This window comes from Aquitalea palustris, assembly GCF_003693445.1.
GTDB lineage: Bacteria > Pseudomonadota > Gammaproteobacteria > Burkholderiales > Chromobacteriaceae > Aquitalea > Aquitalea palustris.
Genome location: NZ_RFAR01000007.1, coordinates 93,689 through 116,396, shown reverse-complemented (window position 1 = coordinate 116,396; position 22,708 = coordinate 93,689). Strand labels below are relative to the sequence as shown.

The 22,708-nt window shown below is 60.3% G+C and carries 22 protein-coding genes and 1 tRNA gene; 11 read left to right on the top strand and 12 right to left on the bottom strand.

Annotation, left to right across the window (positions count from 1 at the left end):
- Positions 1-165: 165 nt before the first annotated feature.
- The 7 genes from EAY64_RS02890 to EAY64_RS02860 all read right to left on the bottom strand — a co-directional run bounded on the left by EAY64_RS02890 (position 166) and on the right by EAY64_RS02860 (position 5,706).
- Entirely contained in the window at positions 166-660 is a 495-nt protein-coding gene (locus EAY64_RS02890; RefSeq protein ID WP_158604601.1) for a cytidine deaminase, read from the bottom strand.
- A complete protein-coding gene (locus tag EAY64_RS02885) occupies positions 657-1,562 on the bottom strand; it encodes a LysR family transcriptional regulator ArgP (RefSeq protein ID WP_103523278.1) in 906 nt (301 codons plus the stop codon). Before EAY64_RS02885 ends, EAY64_RS02890 begins: the two co-directional genes overlap by 4 nt.
- A gap of 33 nt (positions 1,563-1,595) precedes the next feature.
- Positions 1,596-2,801 (bottom strand): MFS transporter, encoded by a 1,206-nt coding sequence (locus EAY64_RS02880; protein ID WP_103523277.1) that lies wholly within the window; start codon positions 2,799-2,801, stop codon positions 1,596-1,598.
- The gene (locus EAY64_RS02875; protein WP_103523276.1) at positions 2,798-3,694 is read right to left on the bottom strand and encodes a pirin family protein; all 897 of its coding nucleotides are present in this window, start codon (positions 3,692-3,694) and stop codon (positions 2,798-2,800) included. Before EAY64_RS02875 ends, EAY64_RS02880 begins: the two co-directional genes overlap by 4 nt.
- A gap of 149 nt (positions 3,695-3,843) precedes the next feature.
- Complete coding sequence (locus tag EAY64_RS02870; protein ID WP_158604600.1) at positions 3,844-4,140, bottom strand: putative quinol monooxygenase; 297 nt, start codon at positions 4,138-4,140, stop codon at positions 3,844-3,846.
- A 13-nt stretch (positions 4,141-4,153) separates the two neighbouring features.
- The gene (locus EAY64_RS02865; protein ID WP_103523274.1) at positions 4,154-4,900 is read right to left on the bottom strand and encodes an SDR family NAD(P)-dependent oxidoreductase; all 747 of its coding nucleotides are present in this window, start codon (positions 4,898-4,900) and stop codon (positions 4,154-4,156) included.
- An 83-nt stretch (positions 4,901-4,983) separates the two neighbouring features.
- Positions 4,984-5,706, bottom strand: coding sequence for an isochorismatase family protein (locus tag EAY64_RS02860; protein ID WP_103523273.1), 723 nt, complete (start codon positions 5,704-5,706; stop codon positions 4,984-4,986).
- 194 nt (positions 5,707-5,900) lie between these two features.
- Between EAY64_RS02860 and EAY64_RS02855 the strand changes: the two genes are divergently transcribed.
- On the top strand, positions 5,901-6,842 hold the full coding sequence (locus tag EAY64_RS02855) for a LysR substrate-binding domain-containing protein (RefSeq protein ID WP_103523272.1): 942 nt from the start codon (positions 5,901-5,903) through the stop codon (positions 6,840-6,842).
- Between the two features lie 128 nt (positions 6,843-6,970).
- Positions 6,971-7,594, top strand: a complete 624-nt coding sequence (locus tag EAY64_RS02850; RefSeq protein ID WP_103523289.1) for a LysE/ArgO family amino acid transporter — start codon at positions 6,971-6,973, stop codon at positions 7,592-7,594.
- A gap of 68 nt (positions 7,595-7,662) precedes the next feature.
- On the opposite strand, the gene prmB is transcribed toward EAY64_RS02850, so the two are convergent.
- The 4 genes from prmB to EAY64_RS02830 all read right to left on the bottom strand — a co-directional run bounded on the left by prmB (position 7,663) and on the right by EAY64_RS02830 (position 11,867).
- The gene (gene prmB, locus EAY64_RS02845) at positions 7,663-8,583 is read right to left on the bottom strand and encodes a 50S ribosomal protein L3 N(5)-glutamine methyltransferase (protein ID WP_103523271.1); all 921 of its coding nucleotides are present in this window, start codon (positions 8,581-8,583) and stop codon (positions 7,663-7,665) included.
- 136 nt (positions 8,584-8,719) lie between these two features.
- Positions 8,720-10,096: a phosphomannomutase/phosphoglucomutase gene (locus EAY64_RS02840; RefSeq protein ID WP_103523270.1), complete on the bottom strand. Its 1,377-nt coding sequence runs from the start codon at positions 10,094-10,096 to the stop codon at positions 8,720-8,722.
- Between the two features lie 83 nt (positions 10,097-10,179).
- A complete protein-coding gene (gene trpD, locus EAY64_RS02835) occupies positions 10,180-11,208 on the bottom strand; it encodes an anthranilate phosphoribosyltransferase (protein WP_103523269.1) in 1,029 nt (342 codons plus the stop codon).
- Between the two features lie 89 nt (positions 11,209-11,297).
- Positions 11,298-11,867, bottom strand: coding sequence for an aminodeoxychorismate/anthranilate synthase component II (locus EAY64_RS02830; protein WP_103523268.1), 570 nt, complete (start codon positions 11,865-11,867; stop codon positions 11,298-11,300).
- 496 nt (positions 11,868-12,363) lie between these two features.
- Here EAY64_RS02830 and EAY64_RS02825 point away from each other — a divergent pair, with 496 nt between their 5' ends.
- Positions 12,364-12,780, top strand: coding sequence for a hypothetical protein (locus EAY64_RS02825; protein ID WP_103523267.1), 417 nt, complete (start codon positions 12,364-12,366; stop codon positions 12,778-12,780).
- Positions 12,781-12,849: 69 nt separating this feature from the next.
- On the opposite strand, the gene EAY64_RS02820 is transcribed toward EAY64_RS02825, so the two are convergent.
- Positions 12,850-13,584, bottom strand: coding sequence for a substrate-binding periplasmic protein (locus tag EAY64_RS02820; RefSeq protein ID WP_103523266.1), 735 nt, complete (start codon positions 13,582-13,584; stop codon positions 12,850-12,852).
- Between the two features lie 174 nt (positions 13,585-13,758).
- Between EAY64_RS02820 and EAY64_RS02815 the strand changes: the two genes are divergently transcribed.
- From EAY64_RS02815 to EAY64_RS02780, 8 genes are all read left to right on the top strand, one after another.
- Positions 13,759-14,223 (top strand): hypothetical protein, encoded by a 465-nt coding sequence (locus EAY64_RS02815; RefSeq protein WP_147456168.1) that lies wholly within the window; start codon positions 13,759-13,761, stop codon positions 14,221-14,223.
- Positions 14,224-14,267: 44 nt separating this feature from the next.
- A tRNA-Thr gene (locus tag EAY64_RS02810) sits at positions 14,268-14,343 on the top strand.
- A gap of 293 nt (positions 14,344-14,636) precedes the next feature.
- Positions 14,637-16,304: an ABC-F family ATP-binding cassette domain-containing protein gene (locus EAY64_RS02805; RefSeq protein ID WP_103523264.1), complete on the top strand. Its 1,668-nt coding sequence runs from the start codon at positions 14,637-14,639 to the stop codon at positions 16,302-16,304.
- A gap of 243 nt (positions 16,305-16,547) precedes the next feature.
- Positions 16,548-19,244: a DNA gyrase subunit A gene (gene gyrA / locus EAY64_RS02800; RefSeq protein ID WP_103523263.1), complete on the top strand. Its 2,697-nt coding sequence runs from the start codon at positions 16,548-16,550 to the stop codon at positions 19,242-19,244.
- Entirely contained in the window at positions 19,241-19,705 is a 465-nt protein-coding gene (locus EAY64_RS02795; RefSeq protein ID WP_103523262.1) for a PaaI family thioesterase, read from the top strand. The genes gyrA and EAY64_RS02795 overlap by 4 nt, the downstream gene beginning before the upstream one ends.
- Positions 19,705-20,145: a PaaI family thioesterase gene (locus tag EAY64_RS02790; protein WP_103523261.1), complete on the top strand. Its 441-nt coding sequence runs from the start codon at positions 19,705-19,707 to the stop codon at positions 20,143-20,145. The genes EAY64_RS02795 and EAY64_RS02790 overlap by 1 nt, the downstream gene beginning before the upstream one ends.
- Positions 20,146-20,206: 61 nt before the next feature.
- Positions 20,207-21,292: a 3-phosphoserine/phosphohydroxythreonine transaminase gene (gene serC, locus EAY64_RS02785; RefSeq protein WP_103523260.1), complete on the top strand. Its 1,086-nt coding sequence runs from the start codon at positions 20,207-20,209 to the stop codon at positions 21,290-21,292.
- A 115-nt stretch (positions 21,293-21,407) separates the two neighbouring features.
- Positions 21,408-22,631, top strand: a complete 1,224-nt coding sequence (locus EAY64_RS02780) for an MFS transporter (RefSeq protein ID WP_103523288.1) — start codon at positions 21,408-21,410, stop codon at positions 22,629-22,631.
- Positions 22,632-22,708: the final 77 nt, after the last annotated feature.

Below are 22,708 nucleotides of genomic sequence, written 5' to 3'. Positions count from 1 at the left end.
GCAGTGTACTGTCTGCGTCGGCGCGCCTTGCCCCAGGGCCGCTGCGCTATTTTGTCAGCCGCGCCAGGCAGTCCTGGAATTCAGCTGCAAAACAAAACGGAAGCCTCAGGGCTTCCGTTTTTTATTATGTGCTGCGGGAGAGCGGGTCAGTGCCGCCGCTGGTTGTTACGTAGGACTGACCGCGTCGCTCAGGTTTTTCGGGCCAAAGGCATGCGGCAGCAAGACATCCAGTGTGGTGTCGATACGCTCGCTACCGTCGCAGATGCAGCGTACCAGCATGCCGGGGCCAAATTCGTTCAGTACCTGACGGCAAGCGCCGCAAGGCGAGGTCGGGGTGGCGGTGGGGGTGTAGACGCAGACCGCCACAATCTCCTGCAGGTCGTGCAATACCCGTGCCGAATAGATGGCGGTGCGCTCGGCGCAATTGGCCAGGCCATAGCTGGCATTTTCCACATTGCAGCCGGGGTGGATCTGCCCCTGTGCATCCAGAATGGCAGCGCCAACGGCGAAGCGGCTGTAGGGCACATAGGCACGGCGGGCGGCGTCACGCGCGGCCTGTTCGAGCGCGGCCCACTGGGCCGGGGTAGGTGTGTGCTGCGGCATATTGTCTGATCCTGATGCAGGGCGCGTGATCTTGCTCCCGTGCTTGACAGCTGTCAACGCTCGGGCAGCTGCTGGCGCAATACCTGCCGCCCCCAGCCGAGCAGGGCGGTACTCAGATCGCCAGCCAGCGCCGACTCCACCCGCCAGTGATGCCAGTACAGCGGCAGGTCGACATACTGGCCGGGGAGCAAATCCAGCAGGCGGCCGCTCTCCAGATCATCATCTATCATCAGCTCCGGCAGCAGGCTGTAGGCCAGCCCCAGCCGCGTTGCCTGCACGAAGCCCTGTGGTGTGGGCAGGGTAATGTGGGGCGTACTGCCATCATAGCCGGCAACCTGGCGCAGAAACTGGCTATGCAGATCGTCCTTGCCACTGAAAATGATGGCCGGTGCCTGTGCCAGTGCCGCATGGGTAAAACCATCAGCAAAATAGCGGGCAGCAAAGTCGGGTGTGGCCAGGCACAGATAGCGCATGCAGCCGAGAAAATGGCATTCACCACCCTGTATCGGTGTGTCGCGGGTGCCGATGCAGCCGGCGACATGGCCGCTGCGCATCAGCTCGTGGGTGTAGTCCTGATCATCCATCATCACGTCGAACAGCAAGCGGCGGCGCTGCATGAGTTCTTGCACGGCAGGCAGAAACCAGGTGGCCAGGCTGTCGGCGTTCACCCCCACGGCCAGCGTGGTGAAGTCGCTTTGTTCGCCATCCGGCAGCAGGGTATTAAGGAGTTCGCCTTCCATCAGGCTGAGCTGACGGAAATGTTGCAGCAGCAGGCGGCCCGCCGTGGTAGGGGCCGGTGGGCTAGTACGGGTAAGCACTGGCTGCCCCAGGTGTTCTTCCAGCTGGCGTATGCGCTGGGAAATGGCCGACTGGGTCAGAAACAGCTTGCGTGCCGCCTTGTCGAAGCCGCCGCTGTCCACCACGGCAGAAAGGGCTTCCAGTTGTTTCGGGTCGAGCACGGCAGGCTCCGGCGATGGCAGAAGAAAGCCATGCTAATGGCTGCGTGGCCGCATGGCAAACAGCAGGGCAGCGAGCAGGGCACCCGCCATAAACAGCCAGCGCGCCACGCTCCAGTCAGCGGAGCCAGCCACCATGGCCGCCAATAGCAAGGGGCCGAGCAATTGGCCGAGATTGGCCAGTTGCACAAAGTAGCCCTGCAGGATGGCCAGCTGCACCGGCCCACGGCTTAGCCCATGGGTGGAGGACAAGGCCGCTGGCGGCACCGCACCACCGCAGAATGCAAGTGCCAGGCACAGCAGATAGGCCGCATTCGGCGACAGGCCGGGCCAGAAGGCAAGCAGGCCGCTCAAGCCCATCAGCCCCAGCGCGCTGCAAATCAGCGTGTCACGCGCCATGCCCCGGCGCAGCAGCCAGGCCCCGGCAAGGTTGCCGGGAATATTCGCCACCACGGCCAGTGCCGACAGCAGGGCGATGTGGCGGGCACTCAGCTCTGGTCGGCCATGCAGCATGGATGGCAGCCAGACAAACACTGCCCATAGCATCAGCGTATACAGCATGAAAGCGAGGCCATAGCGCCATACTGCAGCTTGCCGCAACACGGAGAATGGCGCTGCCTGTGCGGCGATGGGCTGGCTAGCCTGCAGGCTGCGCTGCCGGAAGACCGGCTTGCACGCCAGCAAGAGCAGTAGAGCCAGCAACTGCAGCGCCATGCCGGCCAGCCAGGCCAGTCGCCAGCCTCCCAGTGCCGCCAAAGCGGGAGTCAGCAGCATGCCGATGGCCGCCCCCAGCGGCAGATTAACCGCCCACAGGCTGAGGGCCAGCCGCTTGTCGCGTTCGCTGGCCAGGCTGACGATCATGCTGGGCATGGCCACCGATACCAGCAGGAAGCCGATGCCTTCGATGATGCGTGACGCCAGCATCATGCCCAGTCCGTGTGCCGGCAGGGCCAGCCCGCCACCAAGCAGTAATAGCAGCAGACCGATGACGCCGGCTTGCAGGGCATTCCAGCGCGCCAGCAACAGGCCCATGAACAGGCTGAGCACAATCGCGAGGCTGTTGAAGGCAGAGGCGATCCAGCCGCCTTGTACCAGATTCAGTCCCAGCTCATGCCGCAGCAGGCCAAGTACTGCTGGCACCTTGCCCAGGCAGAAGGCTCCGGCGGCACCAGCGAAAATGGCAATCAGCAAGGCCGGCCAGTGGGTAGCCGGTGCTACTGGGGGCTGAGCCGGGGCCGTCATGCGGGCTGACGGCTATTGTGCAGCCAGTCGTCGTTTAGCTGACCAAATTCGCCGCGTTGATAGGCGCGGATACGGTCGTTGATTTCGTCCGCGCTATTCATCACGAAGGGGCCGTGCTTGACCAGTGGCTCGTTCAGTGCCGGGCCGGACAGCAAGACAAAGTGGCTGCCCGTGGCAGCATGCAGCTGCAGCTCGGCCCCCTGTACTGCCGTGGCATCCAGGCCGATGCCCACTGCGCTGCCGGCGGGAATGTCAGCCGTTTGCCCTGCCGCCTGTAGCTGTAGCGGACCGCTGATGGCGTAGAGCATGGCGTTCCAGCCCGGCTCCAGCACATGGGCAAAGTGCTGGCCGGGATCAAGAAAGCCATCCAGCAAGGTAAAGGCTTCCGGCAGTGCTGCGGTGTGGGCCGCTTGAATGCCGTTGCTGCTGCCGGCGGCTACCCGTACCCGTACGCCGGGTGCGTGGTATTCCGGGATGTCGGCCGGTTCGGCATGTACGGCAAACGGCGCCTGCATTTTCTTGCTGGCCGGCAGGTTGACGAAAATCTGCAGCGCATGCACGTGCGGATTGACGCCTTCCGGCTGTTCGGTATGCACGGCACCACGTCCGGCTGCCAGCCAGTGCAAGGCACCGGGTACGATAGGCCCCTGATTGCCCATGGAGTCGTAATTGACATGCGGGCTGGCTGCGTCTTCGAACATATAAGTCACCGCAGAAATGCCAGCGTGCGGGTGGGGTTCGAAGGTAGTGGCGGTCATGTGGAAGTGATCCACCATTACCACCGGGTCGATCAGCCCCGCGAACATCTGTTCACCAAAATGCTGGGCCTGGAAGCCACTGCCGATTGTGAGCGGCTGGCCATGGACCGGTGCGGAAATCTTCAATTGCGTCATCTTGCTTGTATCCTGATTGCCGCCGGGCCAAACGGCCGCAGCGTTGTTAAGCCCTACTGACAACGCCCCAGTTTGGGCATTGCGCCGGCTGGTGCTGTCTGCATCGGCGCGCCTTGCTTAGGGTGTGCAGCGAGGCTTTGTCCGCAGTGCTAAAGGGGCAGTGCTTGCCAGTGTCGCAGCTGGCGTTCTGCCGCAAACATGGTGTGCACCCTGGCGAAATAGGGTTGGTAGTAGGCGCGCTGCAACTGCACCTCTTCCAGATGACGGCGGCTGCTCCAGCCTTCCAGCAACAGGATGCGGCAGGGGTCGTCGTCGTCCTGGAAGATTTCAAAGCGCTGGCAGTCTGCCTCTTGCTGCAAAATAAAACGGCTGAACTGCTGCAGTTCTTGCAGGAAATCCGCCAGACATTCCGGCTTGATGGTCAGCTCAACCGTCAATACATGCATGTCTGTTGCTGCCTTACAGGGCATCGGTCAGGCCGCCATCGGTCAGCAGGGTGCGGCCGGTAATCCAGCGTGCGTCTTCACTGGCCAGGAATGCCACTACGTCGGCGATGTCTTGCGGTTGTGCCACCCGGCCCAGCGGGGTGCCATTGGCTACGGCTTCGCGCCGGGCCAGCGGTGTGGCTGCGGTCATGTCGGTTTCGGTCATGGCCGGTGCCACGGCATTGACGGTAATGCCGCGCGATCCCAGTTCCAGTGCATAGGCGTGGGTCAGTACCGAGATGGCCGCCTTGCTGGCTGAGTAAATGGCGGTGCCGATGCGTGGTGAGTAAATCAGGTTGCTGGACAGATTGACGATGCGTCCGCCTTGCTGCGGGAAGAACGGCAGGGCGTGGCGGGTCATCAGCAGCATGCTGCCCATATTGCCGTTGAATACACGGGCAATGTGTTCGGCATCCACGTCGGCCAGAGTGCGGCCCTCGAACAGGCCGGCATTGTTGATCAGGATGTCGATGCGACCAAAGCGCGTGGCGATGGCAGACAGCGCATCGCGCACATCCTGTTCCTGGCTGACATCGGCCGCATAGGCTGCCGCCTTGCCACCCTGGCTGATGATGTCGGCAACGACATGATCGGCCTGCTGCTGATTGCTGCGATAAACAATGACCACCTGTGCACCCTGGCTGGCCAGCTTGCGGGCAATGGCTGCACCAATACCACGCGAACCGCCAGTGACCACGGCTACCTTGTCTGCTTGTTTCATGATGAATGCTCTATCTGGATGACGGGGAGTGCGTTGGCTGCCAGCACCACGATGCAGGCGCTGGCAGGATTGACTGGTGCGGCTTACTTCTTGCTGAAACCGCTTTGCATCTGCCATACCAGCGTGGCAAACGGCATGTCCAGATCGCCGTAGACATCATGTGCCTTGGGGTCGACATTGCTGCGCAGCATTTCTACAGCTGCGGTGGCATAGTCGGTAACCGGGATGCCGGCGCCCAGCAGGCGTTGCAGGCCAGCGGTACGCTTGGCTTCATTGAAGGTGCCGGAAGCATCCAGTACCACGCGGGTATCATAGCCAGCGGCCTTGGCCGACAATGCCGGGAAGCTGGCGCAGATTTCCAGCGACACACCAGCCACGATGATTTGCTTGCGACCGGTCTTGTCAATGGCCGCACGTACTTTCGGGTCATCCCAGGCATTGATCATGGTGCGGCTGATCACTTGCACACCCGGCAGGGCGGCGGTCAGTTCCGGCATGGTCGGGCCCCACATGCCGTCCGGCATGGTGGCGGTCACGATGACCGGCACGCCCAGGGTGCGCGCTGCCTTGGCCAGGGCCACGACGTTGTGTTTCAGATCACCAACCGTGGTGTCACGAACGCCGCTGATCAGGCCGACCTGATGGTCAACCAGCAGCAGCACGGCATTGTCACGCGACAGCATGCTGAGGTTGGCGTTTTGTTGGGCGGCTGTTGTGGTGGCTGCTGCGGCCGGTAGCGAGACGCTGGCTGCGGACAGGGTGGCGAGGCCGATCAGAGTGGCGGAAAGCAGTTGACGGATTTTCATGCGTGGTCCTTTGCATTGTGGTTGAAGCAATCTGCCCCTGCTCGTTCTGCCTGGTCTGGGTGGGGACTGTACGAAAGGCTTGATTGCGTGGAGGTATTATGGATAAGGCCACCATGATTAAAATATAGGAAAAATCGTATTTATCGTTCCGCCAGTGGAACGATAAATGCCAGAATGCCGGTAAGGAGAACACCATGATCCCGCTCGCACTTGATTTGAATGATCTGTTTCTGTTTTCCCAGGTGGTGCAGCGCCAGGGCTTCAGCGCTGCCGCCCGCAGCCTGGGTCTGCCCAAGTCGCGCATTTCACGCCGGGTCAGCTTGCTGGAGGAGCGACTGGAAACGCGCCTGCTGCAGCGCAATGCGCGCAGCCTGCGGCTGACCGATGCTGGCGAAGCGCTGTATGCCCACTGCCTGGCCATGCTGGCCGAGGCGCAGGCCGGCGAGGCTGCCGTGCGCCAGCGCCAGCAGGAGCCCAGCGGCCAGGTGCGACTGAGCGTGCCGATTGCCATTGCCGATGCGGTACTGTCGCGCTTGCTGCCCGATTTCATGCAGCGTTATCCCAAGGTGAAGCTGTCCGTGCAGGCCAGTAACCGCCAGGTTGACTTGCTGGAAGAGGGCGTGGATGTGGTGGTGCGCGGTGTCGACTTCGATCAGACATCCTCCAGCCTGGTGCAAGTCAACCTGTGTACGGCGCAGTGGGGTTTGCTGGCCACGCCGGCATGGCTGGCGCAAGCAGGTGATGTTCTATGGCCGCAACAACTGGAGGGGCGGGGCAGCCTGCAGTTCGGCCCACTGGAAGGTGGCACGGATGCCTTGCTGTTACGTCACGAATCTGGCAGCTACCAGGATGTGCGGGTGAATGTGCTGCTGCGCAGCGACAATGTCCAAACCCTGAAGCAGGCGGCACTGGCTGGGCTGGGGGTGGCCGGGTTGCCGCTCTATAGCTGTGCGGAGGAATTGGCAGATGGCCGCTTGCAACTGCTGCTGCCGCAGTGGCGGCCCAAGGATGGACGGTTGGTGATGCTGTATCCGACCCGCCGCGGTTTGTCACCGGCAGTGCGGGTGTTGATTGACTTCTTCAAGAGCCAGTTGCCGGGCTTGCTGGAATACCGTGCCTGCCAGGGCGAGGCTTGAAATTAAAATTTCTTATTGCACATAAAAATTATTAGCTTAACTTCTATTCAAATTGACTCTAAGCTACGCGCCTATTCATGGCACACCTTGCCCGCCGGCAGGGCAGCCGCTTGCATGGCGAGAAAATCATGTTCAATTTAAATGTCTATCTGGCTGCCCTGGGGCTGTCTACCAGCCAGATCGTGGGTATTGGTCCGCAAAACGCTTTTATCATCCGCCAGGGGATCGGCCGTAGCCATATCCTGCCCATCGTGCTGATCTGCATTGTGGCGGATGTGTTGTTGATCAGCTGCGGGGTGCTGGGCATGGGCCAGATCATCGGTGCCATTCCCGGTTTCGTGCAGACGGTCGCCTGGCTGGGAGCGGCTTTCTTGCTGTGGCTGGGTTTCAAGTCTTTCCGTGCTGCCGCGCATCCTGGCGCACTCAAGCTGGAAGGCTCGGTGGAGCGTGACCGCAAACGTGCCATTCGCACCATCTTGCTGGTGACGCTGCTTAATCCTTATGTCTGGCTGGATACAGTGATCCTGATCGGCAGCGTGGCATCGGTATATGGCAGCCAGGCTGCGCCTTCCTTCATTCTGGGCAGCATCACGGCTTCGGTAGCATGGTTCGCCGGCATTGGTTTTTTTGCCGGCAAACTGGCACCCTTTTTTCAGAAGGAGAGCAGCTGGCGCGTACTGGATTGCGCCATCGGCTTGATCATGCTGTTTACCAGCAGCCTGCTGGTCTGGAATTACGGCTTCACGCACTGAGCTTGGGTGTTGAAACGCAAAAAAGCCGGACAGCTGTCCGGCTTTTGCTATTGCAGCGAGTACTGGCCTTATTCGGCGGCTTCGTCCAGCGCCAGACCGTTGATCAGGTCTTCGCGGGTCAGCAGGAAAACAAAGCCGTCGCCACTGGCGGTTTCCATCCACATGAAGGGCAGGTTGGGGAAGCATTCTTCCAGCATCTCGCGATTGTGGCCGATTTCCACCAGCAGCACGCCGTGCTCGGTCAGCAGTTCCGGCGCGCGGCGCAGGATTTCACGGGTGGCGTCCAGGCCGTCTTCGCCGGAACCCAGGGCAATTTCCGGCTCGTGCAGGTATTCCTGCGGCAGGGCATCCACCGACTCGGCATCCACATAGGGCGGATTGGCGATGATCAGGTCGTAGGCTTCTTCCAGGCCTTCACACAAATCGCTGTGAATCAGCTGGATCTGCTGTTCCAGGCCGTAGTTCTGCACATTGATGGCTGCCACTTCCAGTGCATCCAGCGAAATGTCGACGGCGTCGATTTCGGCATCCGGGTAGTGATGGGCCAGCTGGATGGCCAGGCAGCCAGATCCGGTACACAGGTCCAGTGCGCGGTGCACCAGTTCCGGGTGTTCGATCCACGGCTGCAGCGGCTCGCCCAGTAGTTCGTAGATGAAGGAGCGCGGCACCAGCACGCGTTCGTCCACATAGAAGCTGAATTCGCCCTGCCAGGCTTCGTGGGTGAGATAGGCCACCGGTACTTTTTCTTCGGCACGGCGTTCGATCAGGTCGATGACGTCCTTGACTTCCGTAGGCAGCAGGCGTGCATCCAGATAGGGCTCCAGCCGGTCGATTGGCAGCTTCAACGTCGTCAGAATCAGGTAGGCGGCTTCATCGTGGGCGTTGTCGGTGCCGTGGCCATAGGTCAGGCCGGCCTGATTGAAACGCGACACCGCAAAACGCAGCAGATCGCGCACGGTGGTAAAGCTGCTGGCAGCCTGGGCGTACATGCTCATCCTTTCGGGACAGGGCGCCGCGGTGGGCCAACCCTTGTCAATAATGACAGGGGACATGGCCTGCCATGTCCCCTGTAGTCTGGTTCGGCCGCCATTATAGGGCAAGCGGCCGCTGCTGCACTATTTCCGTTTAGAACGGCAGTTTGGCATCCGTTGCGGTGGCTAGCACACGGCGGAAGTCGGCCTTGATGCGTTCCAGCGCTTCGGCATTGTCCGCCTCGAAGCGCAGCACGATTACCGGAGTGGTGTTGGAGGCGCGCGCCAGGCCAAAGCCATCGGCATACTCCACGCGCAGGCCGTCCATGGTGTTGATTTCCTCGGCACCGTCAAAGCTGGCCGTCTGTTGCAGCTTGGCGATCAGGGCGTGATTTTCGCCCTCCGCTTTCATCTTGAGGTTGAGTTCCGGGGTGGAAATGGCATTGGGCAGGGCATTGAGCACGGCACTGGGGTCTTCCACCCGCGACAGCACTTCCAGCAGGCGCACGCCGGCATACATGCCGTCGTCAAAGCCATACCAGCGTTCCTTGAAGAACACATGGCCGCTCATCTCACCGGCCAGCAGCGCGCCGGTTTCCTTGATCTTGGCCTTGATAAAGCTGTGGCCGGTACGTGCCATCACCGGCTCACCACCGTTTTCCAGAATCCACGGCTTGAGCAGGCGGGTGGATTTTACGTCGTAAATGATCTTGGCCTTGGGGTTGCGCTCCAGTACGTCGGCGGCAAACAGCATCAGCTGGCGGTCCGGCCAGATGATATTGCCGTCCTTGGTGACTACGCCCAGGCGGTCGCCATCGCCATCAAAGGCCAGGCCCAGCTCGGAGTCGGTTTTGGCCAGGGCTTCGATCACGTCCTGCAGGTTTTCCGGTTTGGCCGGGTCCGGGTGGTGATTGGGGAAGGTGCCATCCACGGTGCAGAACAGCTCGCGTACACGGCAGCCCAGGCGACGGAACAGCACCGGGGCAAAGTCACCGGCGATGCCATTGCCGCAATCCACCACGATATTCATATTGCGTTCCAGCTTGATATCGCTGGTGATGCGTGTCAGGTAGGCTTCGGCAATATTATGGGTGCTGTAGTTGCCGGGACCTTCCGTCAGATCGCCGCTGGCAATGCGCTGGTACAGCGCCTGGATGTCTTCGCCGGCCAGGGTGTCGCCGGCCAGCATCATCTTGAAGCCGTTGTAGTCCGGGGGATTGTGGCTGCCCGTCACCATGACGCCAGACAGCGTGCCCAGTTCGTACGCAGCAAAGTACAGCATGGGGGTGGCCACGCGGCCGACATCGATGACATCGACCCCGGCAGCACGGATGCCACGGGCCAGTGCATCACTCAGATCGGGGCCGGACAGGCGGCCATCACGGCCGATGACGATGGCCTTGACCTTGCGTGCCACGGCTTCAGAGCCGATGGCATGGCCGATTTGCTGGGCGGCTTCAACGGTCAGCGTTTTGCCGACAATGCCGCGGATATCGTAAGCCTTGAAAATGTCTTGGGATGGTGTGCGCATGATGGTAGGCAATATCTCGAGAAGCAGGAATCAATGGTAAAACCATCCGGCCACACCGGTGGCCGGATGTGCAAAAGCAGGGTTTAGCCAGCCAGTGACTGGCTCAGGTCTATCAGTTGCTGCAGCTTGGCGCGTGCCTGGCCGCTGGCCAGCACTTCCCGCGCCAGCGCAATGCCTTCCGGCAGCGTGGCGCAAATGTCGGCAGTATAAATCGCTGCGCCGGCGTTGAGCAGGACGATGTCCCGCGCCGGACCAGGTTGGTTGTCCAGTACCGACAGCAGGATGTCGCGCGACGCGGTGGCGCTGGTGGCCTGGATATCTTTGAGTTCGAAGAAGCTGAAACCCAGCTCACGCGGGTCCAGGATATATTCCTCGATCTGGCCGTCTTTCAGTTCGGCCACCATGGTGCGGTCGCTGAGGGTGATCTCATCCAGCCCGTCCAGGCCGTGCACGATCATCACATGCTTGCTGCCCAGCTGCTTCAACACCCGCGACTGGATGCCGACCAGATCAGGGTGGAATACCCCCATGATCTGGTGATCGGCGTTGGCCGGATTGGTCAGCGGCCCCAGGATATTGAAGATGGTGCGCGCCCCAAGTTCCTTGCGGATGGGGGCAACATGCTTCATCGCACTGTGGTGATTGGGGGCGAACATGAAGCCGACACCGATTTCATCGATGCAGCGGGCCACCTGTTCCGGGCTGAGGTTGAGATTAACCCCCAGCAGCTCCAGCACATCGGCACTGCCGGAGCTGGACGATACCGAACGCCCGCCATGCTTGGCTACTCGTGCCCCGGCGGCAGCCACCACAAAGGCCGAGGTGGTGGAGATATTAAAGGTGTGGCTCTTGTCGCCACCAGTGCCGCAAGTATCAATCAGATGCTCGCGCCGGCTGACCGGCACCGGGGTAGCGAACTCGCGCATCACCGTGGCGGCAGCGGCAATCTCCGACACGCTTTCCACCTTGGTGCGCAGCCCAATCAAAATGGCAGCCGTCTGCGCCGGCGTCAGCTCGCCACGCATAATCTGGCGCATCAGATCCAGCATTTCGTCAAAAAACAGTTCGTTGCCGTCAATCAGTCGGTTGAGGGCGGCCTGGGGGGTCAGCATGATGAGGGTCCTTGAATCGCGGGCGGGGCTGTCTTGGCAGCACGGCAAAGAGGCCCCGTCAGTATTGGGCGGGGCCGTCAGTCATTCGCTCAGGCGAATTCCTTGAGGAAATTGTCCAGCATGCGGTGGCCATGCTCGGTCAGGATGGACTCGGGATGGAACTGCACACCCTCGATGGGCAGGGTTTTGTGGCGCACGCCCATGATTTCACCATCGTCGGTCCAGGCGGTGATTTCCAGACAGTCCGGCAGCGTTTCACGCTCGATCACCAGCGAGTGATAGCGGGTGCAGCTAACCGGGTTGGGCAGGTCACGGAACATGCCGATATTGTGATGATGCACCGGCGACACCTTGCCATGCATCAGCTGCTTGGCGTGAATGATCTTGCCGCCAAAAGCCTGGCCAATCCCCTGATGACCCAGGCACACCCCCATGATGGGTAGCTTGCCGGCAAAATGCTTGATGGCCGCCACTGAAATCCCGGCCTCGTTCGGGGTGCAGGGGCCGGGGGAAATCACCAGGTACTGCGGCTGCAAGGCCTCGATTTGTTCCAGGGTGATTTCATCATTGCGAAACACCTTTACCTCTTGCTGGAGCTCGCCGAAGTATTGCACCAGATTGTAGGTAAACGAGTCGTAGTTATCGATCATTAGCAGCATGATTGCATAAACCCTTGAATTTACTGGATTTAATTAACTTTCCAGCTATTTGCCACCCCCTTCCCCCCCCAATTGCTTTTATTGGGCTTGGGTAAGCGGGTAGGTGAATGAGATGGGCTTTACTATACCGGAACCCTGTTTGCTGTGCAGCCCATGCAAAGCCGCCTCAGCCAAGCCAGACAAGCACATTGTCCACTGTGGTCCTGCATGCGGAACAGCTCCCGCCGTAGGAATGATTATTCACATCACGCAGATTATCTCAGCCAGTCACGCACTTCGTCGTGGGCCACACAGCCTCCAGGCGGTGGGCATTCTGCGTACAGGGTTTGACAGGCGAGGGGGCAGGTCGAAGTAGAAGGGCGCGTTTCATGCTGGCTTTTCTTGAGAATGGCCAATCATGACATACAAGTATTATCATCTGCCGTTTACTTCAAACCACGCTCCTCGCCATTATTCGAGAGAGGAGCTACAGCAGTTTTGCAGAAAGCCCTTGCCGATGAAACGCCAGCCAGCCATCAACTCATCTTCAGGATGCGCCCGCTTCGACATCTTGCTGCGGCTGTGGGCCAGTGCGGCTGTTGGTGCGGCACTGGCCCACATTGTCCAGCCAGCATGGACTGCTGCTGGCACCACCTGGGCCGCGTCCCCACACTGGCAGCGGGAAATTGCTTACTTCGACTTGCTGCTCGCCTTTGTCTTTGGCTGGGCTGCCCATCAGCCGGATCTGCGTACCAAGCGTAATGTCACCTTATTGTTATGTGGCTTGTCCTTGCTGCTGGGAGAAAATCATCTGGAAGGCTGGCTCGCAGCACCCAAGGTTTTTCATGTGCTGTTCACCCTGGGTAATGCACTGGCTGTGCTATGGGGTGTGCTGGCCTGCTGGAGCGTGCGCGCAGCAGTGACGGCCGAATGACAAGTATCCTGTCCGGCGTGCTTGTCCATGGCGGTGAGAGGCTGCACTCAACAGCCTGATGCGTTGTATTTACTTGCCATATTTACGCATGACCTGCTCGATAAAGCCGTCTTCTTTCATGCGACTGAGGGCATTGGCGAGCTTGGCTGCGGTTTCGGGCGGAAAGAGTGGGCCGGAGGCAATCCAGTTTTCGCTACTGTAGACCACCTTGCCTTCTACCGGCATGGCGCCGGTTTCTTGTTGGTAGCTGGGCTTGAAGGTGGCAGCACTGCCCAGAAAACTGTCGACACGGCCAGCCTTAAGCATTTTGGCCATATCGGCCAGCTGGCCTTGTTCGATTTGTTGTGTGCGCATGCCTTGTTGCGCCAGCCAGCTGAGCACGCTGGAACCACTGCGTACGCCGATGCGCCCGGCAGCAGCTTGCTGCAAGGTATTGCATGGCGCAGCGCCATCGCGGGTGAAAAATCTGAAATCTGTGCGATTGATGATGGCAATCCAGTGAAACAGCGGTTCTCGCTCAGGTGTGCGGGCAAAGTAAATGATGATGGCGTTGCGGCTGGCGATCACCTCGCGCATGGCGCGGTTCCAAGGGCGAATTCTGGTCTGAGGAGTAAAGCCGGCCCGGCGTATCACTTCGTTGCCAATTTCTATCATCACCCCGGGGCTGGGTTGGTCTGGCTGATTGCAGATGCTGGGGAGATAGTCGCATTCCAGCATGATGACCTGGCTTGGTTCTGCTGCCCGGGCAAGGTCGGGCATGAGCAGCAGGCCAAGTACCAGCAGTGTGCAAAAAAAGCCGGGCATGAAATGCGCTCCTTTGCGAAGCAAATGTCTTTAGCATTATTTATAAGCCCACGGCATCAGCTTTGTCGGAGTAATTGCCCAGTCAAATGCAAATTGAATGCACATGCGTATCGTAATGGAGCACACGGCCAGGGCAATGCCCTGGCCCCGGCTGGGTGATGCCGCAGACAAGCCATGCTAGTATTGCCACCTTGCATCCATGTTCATCAAGCCAGATGGCCAACCACTAAGGGCCCAGACTTCACCATGAATCATTCATTTATTCGCACTGCCCTGTTGCTGGGTGCACTGCTGCTGGGCGGCTTCGCCCATGCAGAAACCGAAGACATCCCGCTGCCGGGCGATGTGCCGAGCGCACCGCTCAAGTCTGCCAAGAAGCCAGCGCATCATGCATCAGCCAGTCGGGCCAATACCGCCAATACGCACCGCAAAGCCAGCAAGCCGTCCAGCCGCAAGCATCATGCCGCGGGCAAGGGGCAGCACCGTCAGCATGGCAAGCACGCGGCCGCGGCAACACACAAGCCTGCCGGCAAAGTGACGGCAGGCAAAAAAAATACCGCCAAGCCCGCTCATCACAAATCAAGCAAAAACAATAAGCTAGCGAAAAAGCCGATCAAGAAGCATAAAAAAATGCACTGACGGGCTTGCCAGCCAAGGGGCAAGACGCTATATTGCAGCCCTTCGCCGGTGTAGCTCAGTTGGTAGAGCACCTGACTTGTAATCAGGGGGTCGCGAGTTCGATTCCTGCCGCCGGCACCATATTCCACGGGCCTTGTAGAAATACAAGGCCCGTTTTGCATTTGCGTTTTCGGCAAAAGATTTTAGACGAAATCACCGCCCATACCGCTTTGTTGCTCGTCTCGTCGTACCAATTCGTCTGCGACGCGTACGTTGCGGACGAGTGCAAGACACCGCCAGGCGGGTCGTTTCGTGCGATACTGCCGCCTCGTTTGCCCAAGCCAGGGTTGCCAGCAGCCTGTCCATGGCTGCGGGCCCGATGCGGCTCACTCAAGTGAAATTCACCTCGCCCTCATGAATGCGCAACTGACTCAATGATTATCTTAAAGAACGTGGCCTTGCGTCGCGGTAGTAAAGTTTTGCTCGACAACGCCTCGGTTACGCTTAATCCGGGCGAGAAAGTGGGCCTGGTTGGCCGCAATGGCGCGGGCAAGTCCTCCTTGTTTGCAGTGCTCAATGGCAGCCTGCATGAAGATGGCGGCGATGTGTCGATCCCGGCGCAATGGCGCATGGCGCAGGTGGCGCAGGACATGCCGGAAACCGAGCAGACTGCCACCGACTTCGTGGTCGAGGGCGATACCACCTTGCTGGCGGCGCGGCTGGAAGTGGCCGAGGCCGAGGCGGGCGAAGATTATATGCGCATGGCGCATGCCTATACGGCGTTGAATGATGCGGGCGAGCACGACGCGCCGGCGCGCGCGCAGTCGCTGATTCTGGGTTTGGGTTTTAGCGTGGCCGAGCTAAGCCAGCCGGTAAACAGTTTTTCCGGTGGCTGGCGCATGCGCCTGCAACTGGCACGTGCACTGATGTGTCCGTCCGATCTCTTGCTGCTGGACGAGCCAACCAACCACCTGGATCTGGACGCACTGGTCTGGCTGGAAGCCTGGCTGAAAAACTATGGCGGCACCATGGTGGTGATCAGTCATGACCGCGAATTTCTTGATGCAGTCACCAACGTCACCTTGCATGTCGACAACGCCAAGCTGGTGCGCTACGGCGGCAATTACAGCAAATTTGAAGACATGCGCGCCGAGCAGATGATTCTGCAGCAGGCGGCGCAGGCCAAGCAGCAGGAGAAGATTGCCCACCTGCAAAGCTTCATCAATCGCTTCAAGGCCAAGGCCAGCAAGGCCAAGCAGGCGCAAAGCCGGGTCAAGGCGCTGGAGCGGATGGAGAAGATTGCTCCGGTGCTGGCCGAGGCAGATTTCCAGTTTGAATTCAAAGAGCCGCAAAGCCTGCCCAATCCCATGCTGACCATGTCGCAGGCCGAGTTTGGCTATCCGGCAGCCGAGGATGCACCGGCAGGTACACCACCCACCGTCATCGTGCGTGGCGTCAATCGCTCGGTACTGGCTGGTCAGCGCATCGGTATTCTGGGGGCGAACGGGCAGGGCAAGTCGACCCTGGTCAAGACCGTGGCCGAGGCCTTGCAGGCAACCGGCGGCGAGATCATTCGCGGCAAGGGGCTGAATATCGGTTACTTCTCGCAGCAGGAGCTGGATGTACTGCGCCCGCAGGATAATCCACTCGAGCACATGTTCCGCCTGGCGCGTGACATTCCGGCGGCCATCCGTCCGCCAGCCAATGATTGCCGCGAGCAGGGGCTGCGTAACTTCCTCGGCACCTTCAACTTCAGCGGCGACATGGTCAAGCAGCAGGTCGGCAGCATGAGCGGCGGCGAAAAGGCGCGGCTGGTGCTGTGCATGATCGTGTGGCAACGCCCCAATCTGCTGCTGCTGGATGAGCCGACCAACCACCTGGACCTGGCTACCCGTGAGGCCTTGAGCGTGGCGCTGAACGAGTTCGAAGGCTCGGTGATGCTGGTGAGTCACGACCGCGCCTTGCTGCGTGCGGTGTGTGATGAGTTCTGGCTGGTTTCGCGCGGCGGGGTGAAGGATTTCGATGGCGACCTGGACGATTACCAGGTCTACCTGCTGGAAGAGGCGCGTCGTCGGCGCGAAGAAGCAGCCGGCAAGCGCTGATTGGCGGCTGCCGTACCGATCAAGGGTCGCCAGGGGCGGCCCTTTGTCATGACTGCTCCCGCTTGGGTGCGGCGGTTTTGCAGACTATTTCCCTTGCCGGTGATGCTAAGTACCTGACACAGCAGGGCGGCGACCGGCTGACCGTCATTGCAGCTGCTCATCAAGCGACAAGGCATGCGTAGACGGGGTGGACGTGCTAGAATCTAGGCTATTTTTGATTCCTGAAAAGATAGCCATTTACCCATGACAGATCAGCTTTTCGCCAAGGAAACGATCCCAATCAGCCTCGAAGAGGAAATGCGCCGCTCCTACCTCGATTACGCCATGAGCGTGATCGTGGGCCGCGCGCTTCCCGATGTGCGTGATGGCCTCAAACCGGTACATCGTCGCGTGCTGTTTGCCATGCACGAACTTTCCAACGACTGGAACCGCGCCTACAAGAAATCGGCGCGTATCGTAGGCGATGTCATCGGTAAATATCACCCGCACGGTGACTCGGCTGTTTACGACACCATCGTGCGCATGGCGCAGGACTTCAGCCTGCGCTACCCGCTGGTGGATGGCCAGGGCAACTTCGGCTCGGTGGATGGCGATAGCGCTGCCGCCATGCGTTATACCGAAATCCGCATGGCGCGCATTGCGCACGAACTGCTGGCCGACATCGACAAGGAAACCGTGGACTTCGGGCCGAACTATGATGGTTCGGAACACGAGCCGCTGATTCTGCCGGCCAAGATCCCCAATCTGCTGATCAATGGCTCCTCCGGCATTGCCGTGGGCATGGCCACCAATATTCCGCCGCACAACCTGACGGAAGTGGTGGATGCCTGTCTGGCGCTGCTGGCCAACCCGGAACTGACCATCGATGATCTGATCGACATCATTCCGGCACCGGACTTCCCGACTGCAGGCATCATCTACGGCACCGCCGGGGTGAAAGAGGGCTATCGCACCGGTCGTGGCCGCGTCATCATGCGCGCCCGTACCCATTTCGAAGACATCGGCAAGGGCGACCGCCAGGCCATCATCGTCGACGAAATTCCGTACCAGGTGAACAAGTCGCGCCTGCTGGAACGCATTGCCGAACTGGTGCGCGACAAGCAGATTGAAGGTATTTCCGATCTGCGCGACGAGTCGGACAAGTCCGGCATGCGCATCGTGATCGAGCTCAAGCGCGGCGAAATGCCGGAAGTGGTGCTCAATCACCTGTTCAAGCTGACCCAGCTGCAGGACAGCTTCGGCATCAATATGGTGGCCCTGGTCGATGGCCAGCCGCGCCTGTTGAACCTGAAGCAGATCATCGACGAATTCCTGCGGCACCGTCGCGAAGTCGTTACCCGCCGCACCATCTTCGAACTGCGCAAGGCACGTGAGCGTGGCCACATCCTGGAAGGCCTGGCCGTGGCGCTGTCCAATGTGGACGACATCATTGCCCTGATCAAGGCTTCGGAAACCCCGCCGGCTGCCAAGATCGCGCTGATGGCGCGCCCGTGGCGTTCCGAACTGGTGGAAGAAATGCTGTCGCGCGTGGATCAGAGCAAGGCCCGCCCGGATGGCCTGGACGTCGAGTTCGGTCTGCATGCTGATGGCTATCGCCTGTCCGATGCGCAAGCCCAGGCCATCCTGGAAATGCGTCTGCAACGCCTGACCGGCCTGGAGCAGGACAAGATCGTCGGCGAATACCGCGACATCATGGCCATCATCCTGGATTTGATCGACATTCTGGAACGCCCGGAACGCATCAACCAGATCATCGGCGACGAACTGCTGGCCATCAAGACCCAGTTTGGCGATGGCCGCCGCTCTGAAATCGAGCCCTTTGGTGGCGACATCAATATCGAGGACCTGATCACCCCGCAAGACATGGTGGTGACCATTTCCCATACCGGCTACATCAAGACCCAGCCGATCGACGACTACCGCTCGCAACGCCGTGGCGGTCGTGGCAAGCAGGCTGCAGCCACCAAGGATGACGATTTCATCGACACCCTGTTCGTGGCCAATACCCACGACTACGTGCTGTGCTTCTCCAGCAAGGGTCGTTGCTACTGGATCAAGGTCTACAATCTGCCGCAAGGCGGCCGCAACAGCCGTGGCAAACCGATGGTGAACGTGCTGCCGCTGGCCGATGGCGAAAAGATCAACGCACTGCTGCCAATCAAGGCCTTTACTGACGCCGAGACCGAGGACGAGATCGAGGACGACGAAGATGCCGCCCTCAAGGCCAAGGGTCCGTTCATCTTCATGTGTACCGCCAACGGTACGGTGAAGAAAACTCCGCTGGAAGCCTTCTCCCGTCCGCGTACCGCCGGCATCATCGCCGTACGTCTGGAAGAGGGCGACAACCTGATCGGCGTGGCACTGACCTCCGGCAACGAGCAGATCATGCTGTTCTCCGATGGCGGCAAGGCCGTGCGCTTCAGCGAAACCGATGTGCGCCCGATGGGCCGTACTGCAGCCGGTGTGCGTGGCATGATGCTGGCCGAAGGTCAGCATGTGATTTCGCTGCTGGTCACCAATTCGGAAGAGCAGCAAGTGCTGACCGCCAGTGATGGCGGCTATGGCAAACGCACCCGCACCGGCGAGTTCCGTCATACCAGCCGTGGCACCCAGGGCGTGATCGCCATGGATCTGACCGACAAGACCGGTCTCAAGCTGGTGGCCGCCAGCCTGGTGGAAGACAGCGACGACGTCATGCTGATCACCACCGGTGGCGTGCTGATCCGCACCAAGGTATCGGAAGTGCGCGAAACCGGCCGCTCGGCCCAGGGCGTGCGCCTGATCAATCTGGACGAGGGCGAGAAACTGATCGGCCTGGAAAAGGTTGCCGAAGGCGAGTCTGACGACGAGGCGGAAGTGGTCGACGGTGACGTGGCTGATGGCGTGGATGCTGCCGTACCGGCAGCTGACGCAGCCAGCGCAGGGGACGCCGAGGCATGACGGCAACGCCTGCCAATGCGCAGGTGCTGGAGACGATGAGCGCGCTCTTCGTCTCCTTGCCGCACTGCGCCACCCTCGGTTTCCAGTATCTGGGCACCGAGGGCCGCAAGCCCACGCTGAAAGTGGATTGGCGAGAAGACCTGGTTGGCAACCCGGCCAGCGGCACCATCCACGGCGGGGTCATTACCTCGCTGGTGGATACCACCAGTGCCGTGTCAGTGACGGCCTGCCTGCCAGACTTTGAAACCATCGCCACGCTGGATCTGCGCATCGATTATCTCAAGGCTGCCACGCCAGGCAAGGCCATCTACTGCCGTGCGGAATGTTACCGCCTGGCCAGCCAGATCGCCTTCACCCGCGCGGTGTGCTACCACGACGACCCCGCAGACCCCATTGCCCATGGCGTGGCCACCTTCATGCGTGAATCCAGCCGCGCCTCCATGCTGAAAGAGGGGGCCTGATGAGCGAATTCATGCAGCAACTGGCCGCGCTGCGCGATGACAATAATGTTGCCGCGCTGTGCGAGGCCATTCCCTATGCCCGGCTGATGGGCGTGGAAGTGAGTACGGGTGACGATGGCGAACTGCTGTTCCAGCTGCCGTTTTATCCGCGCAATGTCGGCAATACCGCGTTGCCGGCGCTGCACGGCGGACTGATTGGCGGCTTTCTGGAAAATGCCGCGCTCTTGCACCTGATCTGGCATCGCGAATCGCTCGAAGCCCCCAAGATTGTCGATTTTTCGCTGGATTACCTGCGTTCAGGCCGGCCGCAAACCCTGTTTGCCCGCTGCGAAATCACCAAGCAGGGCAAGCGTGTCGCCCATGTATTGATAGAAGCCTGGCAGGAAGACCGCCGCAAGCCGGTGGCTGTTGCCCGGGCCCATTTCCTGCTCACGCAGTGACACACACCGGCATGGCCTGCCGGGTCATGCCGCAACATTGAAGCAATGACTGAGGACAGACATGGCCAAGGTGTATAACTTTTCTGCCGGACCGGCGGTATTGCCCCACGAAGTACTGGCTCAAGCCCAGAGCGAAATGCTGGACTGGCACGGCTCCGGCATGTCGGTAATGGAAATGAGCCATCGTGGCAAGGAATTCATGGAAATCATCCATGATGCCGAACACGATCTGCGCGAGCTGATGCACGTGCCGGCCGGTTACAAGGTGCTGTTCCTGCAGGGTGGCGCCTCCATGCAGTTTTCCATGGTGCCGCTCAATCTGTTGGGTGACAAACAGTCGGTAGATATCGTCAATACCGGCCACTGGTCCAAGCTGGCAGTCAAGGAAGCGCGCCGCTATTGCAATGTCAATGTGGTGGCCAGCAGCGAAGACCGTAATTTTGCCTATGTACCGGCAGAAGACACCTGGCAGCGTGACCCCAATGCTGCTTATCTGCACTACACCTCCAACGAAACCATCGGCGGCCTGCAGTTCCCCTTTGTGCCTGCGGATCAAGGCGTGCCGCTGGTTTGTGACATGTCGTCCGACTTCCTGTCGCGTGAAGTGGATGTCAGCAAGTTCGGCCTGATCTATGCCGGGGCGCAGAAGAATATCGGCCCGTCCGGCCTGGTGGTCTTGCTGGTGCGCGAGGATCTGCTGGGCCGTGCCCGTGCCGACCTGCCGACCATGCTGAATTATCAGACCCACGCCGCTGCCGACTCCATGTACAACACGCCGGCCACCTATCCCATCTATATTGCCGGCCTGGTATTCAAGTGGCTGAAGCAATTGGGCGGAGTCAAGGGCATGGAAAGCCGCAATGCGGAGAAGGCCGGCCTGCTGTATCACGCCATCGAGGCCAGCGAAGGCTTCTACCATACCCATATCGATGCACCGTTCCGCTCGCGCATGAATGTGGTGTTCCGCCTGAAGGACGACGCGCTGGAAGAGAGCTTCCTGATGGAAGCGCGCAAGAACGGCCTGATCCAGCTCAAGGGTCATCGTGTGGTTGGCGGCATGCGTGCTTCCATCTACAACGCCATGCCAATCGAAGGCGTCAAGGCCCTGGCCAACTTCATGCAGGATTTCGCCCGCCAGCACGGCTGAGGGTGATTGTTCTGCTGTGGCGACAGTGTGTGCAAAAACCCGTGTTCAACACGGGTTTTTTCTTGTGCGTTGCAGTCATATGATGGATGACCATAACAATATCGGAAATCATTCCATGGACCGCTCCCTCCAACGCTTGCTGCTCGCCGGCGGCCTGATTGTTTCACTCGCCATGGGTGTGCGCCACGGTTTCGGCTTTTTCATGCCGCCCATGACTTCTGCATTTGGCTGGACGCGTGAGAGTTTTGCCTTTGCACTGGGCATGCAGAATCTGGTGTGGGGCCTGGCCCAGCCCTTTGCCGGCGCATTGGCCGACCGCCACGGCCCGGGTAAGGTATTGCTGGGCGGCGGGCTGCTGTATGCCTTGGGCTTGCTGCTGATGACGGTGTCGGCCAGCCCGGTGATGTTCTCCCTGTCTGCCGGGGTGCTGCTGGGATTGGCGCTGTCCGGCACCACCTATAGCGTGATATTCGGTGTACTGGGCCGCACCGTGCCGGCTGCCTATCGTTCGCGCGCCATGGGTCTTACCGCCGCTGCAGGGTCTTTTGGCCAGTTCGCCATGGTGCCGATCGAACGCTCGCTGATCGACGGCCTGGGCTGGCTGCCGGCCTTGCTGGTGCTGGGGGCGTGCGCCTTGTTGATGTTGCCGCTGGGTCGCTCGCTAACCCGCCAGGCCGCCGCGCTGCCGCAAACTGCACAGCCGCACAGCCATCCACACTTGCTGCAAGGCATGCTGCATACCTTTAGCCGCGCCTGGACCGAGCCAGGTTTCCGCCTGTTGATGGCTGGTTATTTCGTCTGTGGTTTCCAGGTGGTGTTTATCGGCGTGCATCTGCCAGCCTATCTGCGTGACCACGGCATGGGTGGCAATGTCGCCAGCATGGCCTTGGCACTGATCGGCCTGTTCAATATCTTTGGCACCTTCCTGTTTGGCGAAGCCGGCAGCCGCTTTGCCAAGCCGCCCTTGCTGGCTGGCATTTATCTGGCACGCAGCATTGCCATCGGTCTGTTCCTGCTGCTGCCGCTATCCGTGCCATCGGTGCTGATTTTCGCTTCGGTCATGGGCTTTTTGTGGCTATCCACCGTGCCGCTCACCAATGGCGTGATTGCCAGCCAGTTTGGCGTACAGCATCTGGGCATGTTGTCCGGCGCGGTGTTTTTCTCGCACCAGGTGGGCAGCTTTCTTGGGGTGTGGCTGGGTGGCAAGCTGTACGACCTGAACGGCAATTACAACATCGTGTGGGGCATTGCCATCGTACTGGGCGTGATGGCTGCGCTCGCCAACCTGCCGATACGCGAGCGCGCTTCCGCCGCCTTTGCCGAACGGGCAGCCACATGAAAAGCGCCGGTTGGCTGCTATTGGCTGCCATCATTCTGCTGGCGCTGCTGGCCATGTATCAGCAGCCACGCTTTGTC